Origin of the sequence: Streptomyces sp. Ag109_G2-15, from assembly GCF_900215565.1 — a bacterium.
In the GTDB taxonomy this organism is placed as follows: Bacteria; Actinomycetota; Actinomycetes; order Streptomycetales; family Streptomycetaceae; genus Streptomyces; species Streptomyces diastatochromogenes.
This window is the reverse complement of the sequence record NZ_OCNI01000001.1, coordinates 2,257,375-2,270,583: the sequence shown is the minus strand read 5'-3', so window position 1 is coordinate 2,270,583 and position 13,209 is coordinate 2,257,375. Positions and strand designations below refer to the sequence as shown.

Below are 13,209 nucleotides of genomic sequence, written 5' to 3'. Positions count from 1 at the left end.
CCCGGCACAGGAGGCTCGATGCGCGTTTCACGGCCACTGGCCGCGCTCACCGGCATCGCGTTGCTCGGCATCGCACTGACCGCCTGCCAGGACCAGGCGTCCGGCCAGATCACGGCGCGGCACGGTGTCAGGCATGTGGAGACCTTCTCGAACCCGTCGATCCACGGCTGCCATCGCTTCCGCGAGGGCGTGACCCACATCACCAACTACACACAGAGCAACATGCTCCTGTACACGACACCCGACTGCTCCGTGCCACCGGGCGGGGCGAGCATCTACCTGACCATGCAGTCGTCGGACGAGGTGGTCAGATCCGGCGGCTTGTGGCAGAGCTTTTCCTTTGCCTCCGGGTGAACAAGAGACCCCAGGTCAGTCTTACGGCCAAACCAAGCAATAAGGCTGATGCCCCGCCTCATGCAGCCGATGCGAGAAGTCCTGCCACTCATGCAGCAACTGGTACACATTGAACGCGTCCCGAGGCCCACCCCGGTCCGGCACCGTCGACCAGATGAACGCCGCCGCGCCCACCGCTTCCTCGCCGATGCCGCGGAGGGGGTCGACGACCGTCATGGGGAGCTTGACGACCGCGTAGTCGGGGTGCAGGACGACCAGCTCCAGGGGCGGCACCTTGTGCAGGGGCACTCCCTCGATGCCGGTCAGCACCATCGCGGCCATCGTCTCCGGCTTGATCTTGGTGAACATGCCGTTCATGCCCAGCTCGTCGCCGCCGAGTTCCTCGGGACGCATCGAGATGGGGACGCGGGCCGCGGTCGCGCCGTCCGGCGCGCCGAAGTATTTGTACGTCACCCCCACCCGACCACCATTCCTGCTCCCCGCCCGGAGGCGGTCGACCCGGTGGTCGAGCCGGCTGTCGAGTTGCCGGTCGTACCGCTCGGGCTCACTCGGTACACCCTGTGCCTGACGTGCGTCAGTCTGACGTGCTTCGGTAGTTTCCTCCGCTTCGCGCCGGTGCCTTCCCCGCCGGGCACGTCGAGGACCCAGGTCATCAGTCCCCTCGCCCAGTCCGCCACCGCGATGCATATCTCCACCCGACTGCTTTTCTAGGACGCGTGGCCCCCGCCGCGCAACCCGATCATCGTGTCAGTGACCTCCCCCACGGCCGCTCGCCGAAACGTGCGGTTAAACACCAGTCCGCAGGATCTTCAGAAGCCCCTGACACAGCCCCTGACTACTACGTGCCGATGAGCTGTGTGTATCAGGTGTCAGTCTCGCAGATGACGCGGCCGTGATCACGGTTTCGATCTTGAGGTCGGTCGCCTCGCGGTCGCCACCCGGCCGCAGCCGGGCCCGGCCGCGGCCTACCCTGAGGAGGTCACCACGCAACCGGAGTCCGAGAAGTCGGAGAAGTCGCACGTCATGAGTGCCATGAGCGAACTGCCCTATCCCTATGATGCGCCCGTCTCGCAGGCGCTCTTCGACCGTGCGTCCGCCGTCACACCCGGCGGCGTGAACTCCCCGGTACGCGCCTTCCGCGCCGTGGGCGGCACGCCCCGGTTCATAGTGTCGGGGAAGGGGGCGTACCTCACCGACGCCGACGGGCGGGAGTACGTCGACCTCGTCTGCTCCTGGGGGCCGATGATTCTGGGGCACTCCCACCCCGAGGTCATCGCCGCCGTCCAGGAGGCCGTCGCGCGCGGTACGTCCTTCGGCACGCCCGGTGAGGGCGAGGTCGCCCTCGCCGAGGAGATCGTCGCCCGGGTGGAGCCCGTCGAGCAGGTGCGGCTCGTCAGCAGCGGGACCGAGGCCACCATGAGCGCCATCCGGCTCGCCCGCGGGTTCACCCAGCGGTCCAAGGTGATCAAGTTCGCCGGGTGCTACCACGGGCATGTGGACTCGCTGCTCGCCGCGGCGGGCTCCGGGGTCGCCACCTTCGCGCTGCCCGACACGCCCGGTGTCACCGGTGCCCAGGCCGGGGACACGATCGTGCTGCCGTACAACGATCTCGAGGCTGTGAACGAGGCCTTCCACCGGCACCCGGGCGAGATCGCCTGCGTTATTACGGAGGCTTCGCCCGGCAACATGGGCGTCGTGCCGCCCGCCCCGGGGTTCAACCAGGGGCTCAAGGACGCCTGCCGGAAGAACGGCGCCCTCTTCATCTCCGACGAGGTCATGACCGGGTTCCGGACGAGCCGGAGCGGCTGGTACGGCATCGACGGGGTCAAGCCCGACCTCATGACCTTCGGGAAGGTCATGGGCGGCGGGTTCCCCGCTGCCGCGTTCGGGGGGCGCGCCGACGTCATGGCCCACCTCGCCCCCGCCGGGCCCGTCTACCAGGCCGGCACCCTCTCCGGGAACCCCGTCGCCACCGCCGCTGGGCTCGCCCAGCTGCGGCTTCTCGACGACGCGGCGTACGACAAGGTCAACGCCGTCTCCGAGCAGATCCAGAACCTCGTCACCGAGGCGCTCGGCAAGGAAGGCGTGGCGCACCGGCTGCAGACCGCCTCCAACATGTTCTCCGTGTTCTTCACCGACCGGCAGGTGCGGGACTACGAGGACGCCAAGCGGCAGGAGTCGTTCCGCTTCACCGCCTTCTTCCACTCGCTGCTGGCGAACGGCGTCTATCTGCCGCCGTCGTCCTTCGAGTCCTGGTTCGTGTCCACGGCCCACGACGAGCGGGCCATCCAGAAGATCGCCGACGCCCTCCCGGCGGCGGCCCGAGCGGCCGCGGAGGCCACCGCGTGAGCGACAACAGCAAGGACATCACCGTCGTCCATCTCATGCGGCACGGCGAGGTCGCCAACCCGGACGGGATCCTCTACGGGCGGCTGCCCGGCTACCACCTGTCCGAGCTGGGCCGGCAGATGGCCGACCGGGTCGCGGACCACCTCGCCTCGCGGGACGTCACGTACGTGGTCGCCTCGCCGCTGGAGCGCGCGCAGGAGACCGCCACCCCGATCGCCAAGGCGCACGGGCTCGACCTCGACACCGACGAGCGGCTGATCGAGGCCGACAACGTCTTCCAGGGCAAGACCTTCGGGGTCGGGGACGGCGCGCTGCGCAAGCCCGAGAACTGGAAGCACCTCGTCAACCCGTTCAAGCCGTCCTGGGGCGAGCCGTACATCGACCAGGTCGTCCGGATGATGGGCGCGCTCAACGCGGCCAAGGACCAGGCCCGCGGGCACGAGGCGGTGCTGGTCAGCCACCAGCTGCCGATCTGGATCGTGCGGTCGTACGTCGAGAAGCGGCGGCTGTGGCACGACCCGCGCAGGCGGCAGTGCACCCTCGCCTCCCTGACGACTTTCACGTATCTGGGCGACAGGATCGTCTCCGTCGGCTACACCGAGCCCGCCATCGACCTCGTGCCGGCTCACCTCCGGGCCGGCGCCAAGCCGGTGCAGGGGAAGAGCAAGGCCTTCGGCGCGTAACTGCCGCTCCTGGCAGTCTATTTGACATGCCTTAGGGTGCTTTTGTCAGATCCGTTGCGAAAAACATAAATATCATCGGAACCTCCCCGATCGTCGCGCCCTCTGAATGGGTGACCACCAGCAGGCGCGACGAATCGGGGATTTCCATGCGCACCAACTCCCGGACCCTTTCCCGGAGGGGAATGCTCGGCCTCGGCGCGGGCGCGGCGGCCGCCGCCACACTCGCCGGCTGTGGGTCTCTCAGGTCCTCGGACGGCGGCGGGCACGGGTCCGGTTCCGGGAACTCGGCCGGAGGGGGCGAAGGCAAGAACGGCGGGACCGAGGCCCGGCCCATCGGCGACGGCTCCACCTCCTTCACCGGCAAGCAGCCGCACCAGCCCGCCAGGCCCGAGCCGTTGGAGCCGGGGCAGACCCCGCCGCAGTTCGTGATCTTCTCCTGGGACGGCGCCGGCGAGGTCGGCAACGGTCTCTTCCCGCGCTTCCTGGACCTCGCCAGGGAGCACGGCGCGAGCATGACCTTCTTCCTCTCGGGGCTGTATCTGCTGCCCGAGGCGAAGAAGCGGATGTACGAGCCGCCGAACAACCCGCGCGGCGCCTCCGACATCGGCTACCTCAGCGACCCGCACATCAAGTCGACGCTGGCCAACGTCCGCCGGGCCTGGCTGGAGGGGCACGAGATCGGCACCCACTTCAACGGGCACTTCTGCTCCGGCCACGGCACGGTCGGCAACTGGACCCCGCAGCAGTGGGCGAGCGAGATCCGGCAGGCCAAGGCGTTCGTGAAGGAGTGGCGGACCAACACCGGCTGGACCGACCTGCCCTCGCTGCCGTTCGACTACGACAAGGAGTTGGTCGGCGGCCGTACGCCCTGCCTGCTAGGCCAGAACAACCTGCTGCCCACCGCCCGCGAGCTGGGCTGGCGCTACGACGCCTCCTCGCCGGGCGGGCGTCAGGTGTGGCCGGTGAAGCGGCTGGGGATCTGGGACCTGCCGTTGCAGCAGATACCTTTCCCCGGACGTTCCTTCGAGGTCCTGTCCATGGACTACAACATGCTCGCCAACCAGTCGGTCAATTCGACCAAGGCGCCCGCCTACAACTACCCGGGCTGGCGCAAGCAGTCCGCGCAGGCGTACATCGCGGGATTCGAGCGGGCATACAAGACAAACCGGGCGCCGTTCTTCATCGGCAACCACTTCGAGCACTGGAACGGCGGCATCTACATGGACTCCGTCGAGGAGGCCTTCAAGCACATCGCGCGCGAGAAGGAGAAGGGTGCGGACGTGCGCCTGGTCTCCTTCCGGCAGTTCGTGGACTGGATGGACGTCCAGAAGCCCGAGGTGCTCGCCAAGCTGCGCACGCTGGAGGTCGGGCAGCAGCCGGCCGGAGGCTGGAAGGACTTCCTGCGGGACGCCAAGGGTGCCAAGTCGGCCTCCTCGAACGCCGCCTGAGAAGCCCCCGGGAAAGCTGACCGAAATGTCCGGAGTAAATACCTCCTGAAATGCGGTTTTCCGCCCGCCAGGGGGGCGCGCGAGATCCCCGGAACAGGCATGCGAAACTTTTCACATGAGTACCCGTAGCCGCGCCGTCCTGCTTGGCGCCATGGCCGCCGCGGCGGCCCTGACCCTGTCCGCGTGCGGCAACGGCGGCACCTCCGGCGGGGGCGGCAACACCGGCTTCGTCACCGGCAACAACGGCATCGACACCGTCGCGCAGGGCAAGCGGGCCACGGCGCCCGACCTGTCCGGCAAGACCATCGACGGCAGGACCCTGGACGTCGCCGGCTACAAGGGCAAGGTCGTCGTGATCAATGTCTGGGGCTCGTGGTGCGGGCCGTGCCGGGAGGAGGCCAAGTACTTCTCCAAGGTCTCCCAGGCGTACGAGGGCAAGGGCGTCCAGTTCGTCGGCATCAACACCCGGGACACCAGCACCACCCCCGCGGTCGCCTTCGAGAAGGAGCACGGGATCAGCTACCCGAGTCTGTACGACCCGACGGGCAAGCTGATGCTCCGCTTCGAGAAGGGCACGCTCAACCCGCAGCTGATCCCCTCCACGCTCATCATCGACAAGAACGGGAAGGTCGCCGCGCGGGCGCTGGAGGCGCTCGACGACACCACCCTGCTGAAGATGCTCAAGCCGGTCCTCGCGGAGAAGTGACGTGAGCGCACTCCTCACGCTCGCCGCGGAGAACCAGACCGTGAAGAACGGCGCGCTGCTGGTCGCCCTGCCGATCGCCCTGCTCGGCGGCCTCGTCTCCTTCTTCTCGCCCTGCGTCCTGCCGCTGGTCCCCGGTTACCTCTCCTACGTCACCGGGGTCGCCGGCACCGACCTGGCCGAGGCCAAACGGGGGCGCATGGTCACCGGCGCCTCCCTGTTCGTGCTCGGCTTCAGCGCCGTGTTCATCTCCGGCGGGGCGCTGTTCGGCTTCTTCGGCTGGACCCTCCAGGAGCACAAGGACGTCCTGTCCAAGGCGCTCGGCGTCCTCATGATCCTCATGGGCGTGTTCTTCATGGGGCTGATGCCCTGGTTCACCCAGCGCGAGTTCCGCTTCCACAAGCGGCCGACGACCGGCCTGGTGGGCGCGCCCATACTCGGCGCCCTGTTCGGCATCGGCTGGACGCCCTGCATCGGCCCGACCCTCGCGGCGGTGAACTCCCTGTCCATCCAGCAGTCGAGCGCCGGGCGCGGCGCCGTGCTGATGGTCGCCTACTGCCTGGGCCTCGGCGTGCCCTTCGTGCTCGCCGCGGTCGCCTTCCGCAAGGCGCTCGGCGCCTTCGGCTGGGTCAAGCGCCACTATGTCTGGGTGATGCGCATCGGCGGCACGATGATGATCGTGACCGGTGTGCTGCTGCTGACCGGGGCGTGGGACAGTCTCGTGCAGCAGATGCAGACCTGGTCCAACGGCTTCACTGTGGGGATCTGATCGATGAGCAAGACCGAAACCGACAAGGGCCAGGACCAGGAGGACCTGGGGGCGGCCGGCTCCCAGCTGTCCACCGCCCCGCAGGAGGAGATCGCCGCCGTACCGGGCATCGGCGTCATCGGCTGGGCCCGCTGGTTCTGGCGGCAGCTCACCTCGATGCGGGTCGCGCTGCTGCTGCTCCTGCTGCTCTCGCTCGGCGCGATCCCCGGCTCGCTGATCCCGCAGACCGGCGCCGACGCCGCCAAGGTCGACGACTTCCGCCAGGCGCACAGGACGCTCGCGCCGGTCTACGACAAGCTCGGCCTGTTCCACGTCTACAGCTCGGTGTGGTTCTCCGCGATCTACATCCTGCTGTTCGTCTCCCTCATCGGCTGCATCGTCCCGCGTACCTGGCAGTTCGTCGGCCAGCTGCGCGGCCGCCCGCCGGGCGCCCCCAAGCGGCTGAACCGGCTGCCCGCCTACACCACCTGGCGCACCACCGCCGAGCCGGAGCAGGTCCGCGAGGCCGCGCTCGCGCTGCTCAAGAAGCGCCGCTTCCGCGCCCACCTCGTCGATGACGCCGTCGCCGCCGAGAAGGGGTACGTACGGGAGCTGGGCAACCTGGTCTTCCACATCGCGCTGATCGTGCTGCTGACCGCCTTCGCCTCGGGCCAGATGTTCAAGTCGGACGGCACCAAGCTGATGGTGGAGGGCGACGGCTTCTCCAACGCGCTGCCGATGTACGACGACTTCAAGTCCGGCAGCCTGTTCACCACCGACGAGCTGGTGCCCTTCAGCTTCGACCTGAAGGACTTCAAGGGCACCTACGAGCTGACCGGCCCCAACCGCGGCACCCCGCGCACCTTCCAGGCGAGGATCGCCTACAGCGAGGGCGCGTACGGCAAGGAGAAGCCGGCCACCATCAAGGTCAACGAGCCGCTGCAGATCGGCGACTCCAAGGTCTACCTGGTCAGCCACGGCTACGCGCCCGTCATCACCGTCCGCGACGGCAAGGGCAAGGTCGTCTACCAGGACGCCGTACCGCTGCTGCCGCTCGACGGCAACGTCACCTCGCAGGGTGTCATCAAGGTCATGGACGGCTACCGCGACGCCAAGGGGCAGAAGGAGCAGCTCGGCATCCGGGCCTTCTTCCTGCCGACCTACGGCGGTGGCGCCTCGGTGCTCTCGCAGTTCCCGGCGCTGCTGAACCCGGTGCTGAACCTGGAGCCGTACCACGGCGACCTCGGCGTCGACTCGGGCCTTCCGCAGAGCGTGTACCAGCTCGACAAGAGCCACATGAAGGCGTTCAAGGACGCCAAGGGCCTGCAGCTGCGCGGGAACCTCAAGCCCGGGCAGACCATGCAGCTCCCGAACGGTGCCGGCTCCATCACCCTGGAGAAGGACATCAAGGAGTGGGCCGGCTTCGAGATCGTCCAGGAGCCGGGCAGCGGCTGGGCGCTCGGCGGTGCCCTCGCCGCGATCTTCGGTCTGGCCGGGTCCCTGTTCATCCAGCGCCGCCGCGTGTGGGTGCGGGCGGTGCGCGGCGCCGACGGCGTCACGGTCGTCGAGATGGCCGGGCTCGGCCGCAGTGAGTCCGCCAAGGTGCCCGAGGAACTGGGCCACCTCGCCGGAACCCTCTACGACCAGGCGCCGGGGGCACCCGACCCCGACGACTCTTCAGCATCCAACGAAGCATCCCCCGACCCCCAAGTCGTACCTTCCGAAGGGGCTGAGAAGTGACTCTCGCCGCCGCAACCGATCTCGCCGTCGCGACCAACGAACACCTGGCGAGCATCAGCAACACGCTGATCTACTCGTCCATGGCCGTCTACACCCTGGCCTTCTTCGCGTACATCGCCGAGTGGCTCCTCGGCAGCCGCAGCAAGGTGGCCCGTACGGCCGCGGCGCTGACTGCGCAGAGCGGGCAGAAGGCGGCGAGCGCGCCCGCCGTCACCGTCAACCAGGCCGGCGGCACCGCCGTACTGGAGCGGCCCAAGGTCGTCGTGCGCTCCGCGTCCGGCGCCCGGGACGTGCCGGACGGGCCCGGTGCGCACGGCGGGGACGAGCAGGGCGACCTCTACGGGCGGATCGCCATCTCCCTCACCGTGCTCGCGTTCCTGGTGGAGCTGGGCGGGGTCGCCACCCGCGCGGCCTCCGTGGAGCGGGCGCCGTGGGGCAACATGTACGAGTTCAACATCACCTTCTCCACGGTCGCGGTCGGGGTGTACCTGGGCCTGCTGGCGCTGAAGAAGAACGTGCGCTGGCTCGGCCTGTTCCTGATCACCACGGTCCTGCTCGACCTCGGTCTCGCCGTCACCGTCCTGTACACGGCCAGTGACCAGCTGGTCCCCGCCCTGCACTCGTACTGGCTGTACATCCACGTCTCCACCGCGATCTTCTGCGGCGCGGTGTTCTACGTCGGCGCGGTCGCCACGATCCTGTACCTGTTCAAGGACTCGTACGAGAACAAGCTGCAGACCGGCGGCAAGCCCGGCGCCTTCGCGACCTCGGTGCTGGAGCGGCTGCCCGCCTCCGCCTCGCTGGACAAGTTCGCCTACCGGGTCAACGCGGCCGTCTTCCCGCTGTGGACGTTCACGATCATCGCGGGCGCGATCTGGGCGGGCGACGCCTGGGGCCGCTACTGGAACTGGGACCCCAAGGAGACCTGGTCCTTCATCACCTGGATCGCCTACGCCTGCTACCTGCACGCCCGGGCCACGGCCGGCTGGAAGGGCCGCAAGGCCGCCTACCTGGCGATGATCGCCTTCGGCTGCTGGCTGTTCAACTACTACGGCGTCAACATCTTCGTGAGCGGCAAGCACTCCTACGCGGGCGTCTGAGCCGCCGGTCGCCCACACTGGTGCCATGAGCGGTTCCATCGCACAGGGCACCAGCCAGACCCACGGGAACACGCACATACTCCACTTCCTGGTGCGGCTCCCGAGGTCCATGGAGGAGGTCTGGCCGGCGGTGGCCACCCAGGAGGGGCTTTCGGGGTGGTGCACCGCCGCCGACGTCCTCGAACCCCGGCTGAACGGTCTGGTCACCCTGCGTGACCTGGGCACCGGCCGGGTCACCGCGTGGGACGTGGACCGGGTCGCGGAGTACACCGTGGAGGGCGGCGGCCGCATCCGGTTCCATCTGGAGCGGGACGGGGACACCGCAAGCGTGCTGCGCTTCACCCACGAGTTCCGGGGCGAGGGCGAGTCGGAGGCCGACTGGCGCACCAGATTCGAACGACTGGTCGAGTTTCTCCGGCGTGCCTAGGACGGCCCGGCGCTCAGGACGGCGGCAGGCACTCCTTCGCCGGCGGCTTCCCCTCCGGCCAGGCGATCTTCACGAAGCGTGAGCCGCCCTCGGGGGTCAGCTCCACGATCGGTACGGCCTTGTCGTACGGGTTGCCGTGCACGTCCAGGCAGATCCAGCCGCTCGCCCCGCTCACCCGGAGCGAGCCCTTGACCTGCGGCCACTGCAGACCGACGTCCGCGAGCGACGGGACGTTCCGCCCGTCCGGCACCGCCTCGCGGATGCCGTGCACCGCCAGCTGCAGGGCGTCGTAGCCGATGATCAGCTGGCCGTCGTCCAGCGCGACCGAACCGATCGGCCCGGACGGCTTCCGTTCGGCGGCCGTCAGCAGCCGCTGCAGCACCCCGAAGTCCGCCGCCGAGCCACCCGTCTTCGCCGGGTCCTTCGCCCAGGCGTCCGGGTGGGCGAGGGAGGTGTAGCGGACGGAGAGGTTGTGGCGCAGGGCGTCGCGGTCCAGGTCGCGCTCGTGGGTCAGGTACGACGCCTCGTCACCGGTCAGCACCGTGAACTTCCGGTCCTGGCAGCCGCGTCCGCCCAGCGCGTTGATGAACTGCCGCAGCTGTGTGTGCCGTCCCGCGAACAGGATCGTGTCGGTCTCCCGGGAGGTGTCGCACACCAGGTGCGTGATCTGCCGGAAGGTGTTCGCGGTCGTGCCCTCCTTGCTGCGGTCGGCGGGCGGCGTGAACGGCTGCGGCTCGTACGGCGAGCCCTTGATCAGCGCCGCGAACGACTCCTGCAGCGTCCGGGTGTAGGGGTCGCCCGGCTTGTCGTACACCAGCAGCGCCTTGCCCGCGCTCACCTTGGCGAAGGACGCCAGCGCGCGGGCCTCGTCGGTGTTGGTCGGCGACACCCGGGCGAGGCCGGGGTAGGGGTCCTTGCCGCCCTGCCCGTTGGCCAGGTCGTCGGCGGTGATCGAGGAGCCGACCACCGGGATCCCGCGCCGGGTCAGCGCCTGGACGGCCTTCTTGTTGTTGTCGGTGCTCTGCCCGATCCCCGCCACGGCCCGCAGCCGGTCCGCGCTCGTCGTCATCCGCGCCAGCTGGTCCACCGTCTGCTGCCAGTGGTCCCCGGTCGCGCCCGGGTTGGCCAGCACCAGCCGGATCGCGGGCGCCTCCCCGTTGGCGTCGTGGTTGGCCTGGTACTGCGCCAGGTAGGCGCCCTGCAGCTGGTGCTGGATGTCGTTCAGGTTGGTCGCGGCGGTGGAGCTGTACGGCAGCATCAGCGCGACCGTGACGTAACTGCCGGGCTTGAGGCGGTCGTTCTCCCGCGCGATCGCCCGTACGACGTCCCGCAGCTGCGCGTGCCCGAAGTCGTACGAGCCCGTCGCCACGCCCACGCACTCGTCGCTGTCCGCGGGCCGGGACACCCCGGGCGCACAGGAGCGGTCCTCGTGCATCAGCGTCCGGACCCCGAACACCAGCCCCGTCACCAGGGCCGCCGTCACCAGCAGCGCCAGATAGCGGCGCAGCGGGATCTCCCACACGCTCTCGCGCACCCACGTGCCCACGCCTCTGCGCGCCATCACGCCTCCCCGCTCCGGTCGTCCGGGCCGCCGTCCGTGTCATCGGGGTCGCCCGGATCGGCCATCGGGCGCCCGGCGAGCGCCGCCGCAGGCCAGTCCCGGGAGGTCCGCCACAGCAGCGCGTTGCCCGCCGGCCGCAGGTTGGACAGCTGCTCCAGCTCGAACCGGAGCCGGTCGCACACCTTCGGGTCGGGCAGCACCAGCGGATCGCCCAGCTGCCACACCGCGTGCAGCAACCGCCGTACCCGCAGGTGCAGTACGGCGTCCGCGCCCTCGGGCGGCTCCTGCCCGGCGTCCGTGCGGCCGAGCGCGACCGCGGCCCGCCGGTCGCCGTGGCCGGTGAAGTCGCGGCCGTCGGCGTCGTGCGCGTGGAAGTAGGGTGCGGACGCCACGAAGCGCAGGGTGCGCAGCCAGGTCCGGATGTCCGCGGTGTGGAAGGTGCCGCGCAGCTCGGCGACCGCCGACTCCGCGTTGCCCAGGGCGAGTTCGTGATGGAGCCGGTAACGGGCCTGCTCGGGCTCCGGGTAGTGCGCGATCAGCGTCTCGTGCGCCCTACGCCACGACACGTGGTCGGGGTCCCGCAGATGCAGCCTCAGCAGCAGCAGGGTGCGCACGAAGGGGTCGCCGACGAACTGGCCCGGCACGGTGGGCAGCCCCTCCTCGGTCAGCCGGGTCCGCAGCGCCCGTACGTCCGCCGGGCCGAAGGTGTCCGGCAGCAGGGCCGCGGCCAGTGCGCAGGCCGAGTCGTGGTCGTGCGCGGCGGCCAGCACGGTCAGCTCGTCCAGGTGCTCGGCGGGCACCAGCCGGTCCAGCAGCGCCTGGTAGGCGGGGGAGGCGTCGTGGTCCTCGTCCAGCCGTACGTCGGCGGTGAGCAGTTCGCCGAGCGAGCCGGCCCGGTTCTGCGCGGCGGACTCGGCGAGCAGGACGATGCCCAGCGGATTGCCGCCGGTCAACCGGTGGGTCGCGTGCGGGAGTTGGGGCGGGACCGGGGCGTCGTCACAGACGGCGCCGACGATGTGCAGGGTGTCGTCCGGGCTCAGCGGGGCGAGCGCGACCAGCAGCGCCCGCGAGGAGGCGGCCGCGTCCGGGGTCCAGCCGCTGCGCCGGGCCACCTCCGGCAGCTCCCGCCGGACCGCGCTGCGCAGCTCCTCGCGGCCCTCGCCGCGCCGGGCCGCGACGAACACCACCTGGTCCGCGATGCCCTCGGCCCGGTCGCGCAGCACGGCCTCCACCAGCCCGGGCCCCGGCGCGGTCTGCGCGTCGTCGATCAGCACCAGGGGCCGCCCGAGCCGCTGCATGCGCGGCAGCACCCCCGCGTACGCCTCCGTCAGGTCGGCCAGCAGCGCCCGCACCAGATACCGCTCGGCGTGCTCCCGGGAGGTGCCGCCCGCCCGGAAGTGCCCCGCCAGCAGCATCAGCCCGCGCTGGGCGTGCCCGCCCGCGTTCGGGTACGTCCGGTACCACACCGACGCCTTCTGGTGCCGCCGGCTGGTGAAGCCCTCGGCGACGGACTCCAGGGTCGCCTCGATCGCGCCGGACAGCAGCGGCCCGGTGCCGGTGGTCGCGGCGACCACCTTGGCCGCCACCTTCCCGGCCCAGCGCCCGGCCAGACCGCTGACCCACGAACCGCTCTCGTTCAGCAGCAGGATCCGCTCGACCTCCCGGCGGATCCGCTCCGAGTCGGCATCGCCCCAGCCGCTCGCGGCCACCGCCACCAGGCCCGACATCAGCCGTGGAAAGGTGATCCGCCCGGCGCCCGTCACCGGCGCCGCCAACTGCTCGGCGATCACCAGCAGCGCCTGCGCCACCGGCGACCACGACTCGGCGGGCCGCTCCGCGGGCGGCCCCGCGAACTGCGGCTCCGCACAGTCGATCAGCGCGACCGGCGTGTGCCCCTTGTAGGCGCCCCGTAACTCGGCCAGCACCGCGCTCTTGCCCAGACCGCGGGCGCCCGTGAGCACCACGAAGGGCAGCTCGCCCGGGTGCTCGAACGGATGACCACGGTGCTGGTGGGGGCGCAGGCCCACGAGCCGGGGCGCGAGACCGGCCGGATCGACGTCGAACAGCGCTCCTCGCCCGTGCAACCGTCTGTGCAC

General features: G+C 70.2%; 12 protein-coding genes. 9 read left to right on the top strand and 3 right to left on the bottom strand.

Annotation, left to right across the window (positions count from 1 at the left end; genetic code table 11):
- Positions 1 to 18 precede the first annotated feature (18 nt).
- On the top strand, positions 19 to 354 hold the full coding sequence (locus tag CRP49_RS09905; protein ID WP_097253046.1) for a hypothetical protein: 336 nt from the start codon (positions 19 to 21) through the stop codon (positions 352 to 354).
- Between the two features lie 21 nt (positions 355 to 375).
- Here CRP49_RS09905 and CRP49_RS09900 read toward each other — a convergent pair whose 3' ends face one another.
- Positions 376 to 813, bottom strand: coding sequence for a hypothetical protein (locus tag CRP49_RS09900; protein WP_003974483.1), 438 nt, complete (start codon positions 811 to 813; stop codon positions 376 to 378).
- 573 nt (positions 814 to 1,386) lie between these two features.
- Here CRP49_RS09900 and hemL point away from each other — a divergent pair.
- From hemL to CRP49_RS09855, 8 genes are all read left to right on the top strand, one after another.
- The gene (gene hemL / locus CRP49_RS09890) at positions 1,387 to 2,703 is read left to right on the top strand and encodes a glutamate-1-semialdehyde 2,1-aminomutase (protein WP_097253044.1); all 1,317 of its coding nucleotides are present in this window, start codon (positions 1,387 to 1,389) and stop codon (positions 2,701 to 2,703) included.
- Between the two features lie 35 nt (positions 2,704 to 2,738).
- Positions 2,739 to 3,386, top strand: a complete 648-nt coding sequence (locus CRP49_RS09885) for a histidine phosphatase family protein (protein WP_257033658.1) — start codon at positions 2,739 to 2,741, stop codon at positions 3,384 to 3,386.
- Between the two features lie 146 nt (positions 3,387 to 3,532).
- Complete coding sequence (locus CRP49_RS09880; protein WP_097253042.1) at positions 3,533 to 4,834, top strand: hypothetical protein; 1,302 nt, start codon at positions 3,533 to 3,535, stop codon at positions 4,832 to 4,834.
- A gap of 115 nt (positions 4,835 to 4,949) precedes the next feature.
- Entirely contained in the window at positions 4,950 to 5,540 is a 591-nt protein-coding gene (locus tag CRP49_RS09875; protein WP_179851560.1) for a TlpA disulfide reductase family protein, read from the top strand.
- 1 nt (position 5,541) lies between these two features.
- On the top strand, positions 5,542 to 6,306 hold the full coding sequence (locus tag CRP49_RS09870; protein ID WP_094215641.1) for a cytochrome c biogenesis CcdA family protein: 765 nt from the start codon (positions 5,542 to 5,544) through the stop codon (positions 6,304 to 6,306).
- A 3-nt stretch (positions 6,307 to 6,309) separates the two neighbouring features.
- Positions 6,310 to 8,025 carry a cytochrome c biogenesis protein ResB gene (locus CRP49_RS09865; protein ID WP_097253040.1) on the top strand — a complete coding sequence of 572 codons (1,716 nt, stop codon included), beginning with the start codon at positions 6,310 to 6,312 and terminating at the stop codon, positions 8,023 to 8,025.
- Entirely contained in the window at positions 8,022 to 9,125 is a 1,104-nt protein-coding gene (gene ccsB / locus CRP49_RS09860; protein WP_097253039.1) for a c-type cytochrome biogenesis protein CcsB, read from the top strand. Before CRP49_RS09865 ends, ccsB begins: the two co-directional genes overlap by 4 nt.
- Before the next feature lie 25 nt (positions 9,126 to 9,150).
- On the top strand, positions 9,151 to 9,552 hold the full coding sequence (locus CRP49_RS09855) for a hypothetical protein (protein WP_097253038.1): 402 nt from the start codon (positions 9,151 to 9,153) through the stop codon (positions 9,550 to 9,552).
- A 13-nt stretch (positions 9,553 to 9,565) separates the two neighbouring features.
- Here the strand turns inward: CRP49_RS09855 and CRP49_RS09850 are convergent, their stop codons facing one another.
- Both CRP49_RS09850 and CRP49_RS09845 read right to left on the bottom strand, forming a co-directional pair.
- Positions 9,566 to 11,113: a hypothetical protein gene (locus tag CRP49_RS09850; protein ID WP_097253037.1), complete on the bottom strand. Its 1,548-nt coding sequence runs from the start codon at positions 11,111 to 11,113 to the stop codon at positions 9,566 to 9,568.
- Positions 11,113 to 13,209, bottom strand: coding sequence for a hypothetical protein (locus CRP49_RS09845; RefSeq protein ID WP_097257274.1), 2,097 nt, complete (start codon positions 13,207 to 13,209; stop codon positions 11,113 to 11,115). The genes CRP49_RS09850 and CRP49_RS09845 overlap by 1 nt, the downstream gene beginning before the upstream one ends.

What these genes read in the sequence shown, in the direction of transcription:
- CRP49_RS09905 (WP_097253046.1), top strand. Translation starts at nt 19, where the DNA reads ATGCGCGTTTCACGGCCACTGGCCGCGCTCACCGGCATCGCGTTGCTC.
- hemL (WP_097253044.1), top strand. Translation starts at nt 1,387, where the DNA reads ATGAGCGAACTGCCCTATCCCTATGATGCGCCCGTCTCGCAGGCGCTC.
- CRP49_RS09885 (WP_257033658.1), top strand. Translation starts at nt 2,739, where the DNA reads ATGCGGCACGGCGAGGTCGCCAACCCGGACGGGATCCTCTACGGGCGG.
- CRP49_RS09880 (WP_097253042.1), top strand. Translation starts at nt 3,533, where the DNA reads ATGCGCACCAACTCCCGGACCCTTTCCCGGAGGGGAATGCTCGGCCTC.
- CRP49_RS09875 (WP_179851560.1), top strand. Translation starts at nt 4,950, where the DNA reads ATGAGTACCCGTAGCCGCGCCGTCCTGCTTGGCGCCATGGCCGCCGCG.
- CRP49_RS09865 (WP_097253040.1), top strand. Translation starts at nt 6,310, where the DNA reads ATGAGCAAGACCGAAACCGACAAGGGCCAGGACCAGGAGGACCTGGGG.
- CRP49_RS09855 (WP_097253038.1), top strand. Translation starts at nt 9,151, where the DNA reads ATGAGCGGTTCCATCGCACAGGGCACCAGCCAGACCCACGGGAACACG.
- CRP49_RS09850 (WP_097253037.1), bottom strand. Translation starts at nt 11,113, where the DNA reads ATGGCGCGCAGAGGCGTGGGCACGTGGGTGCGCGAGAGCGTGTGGGAG.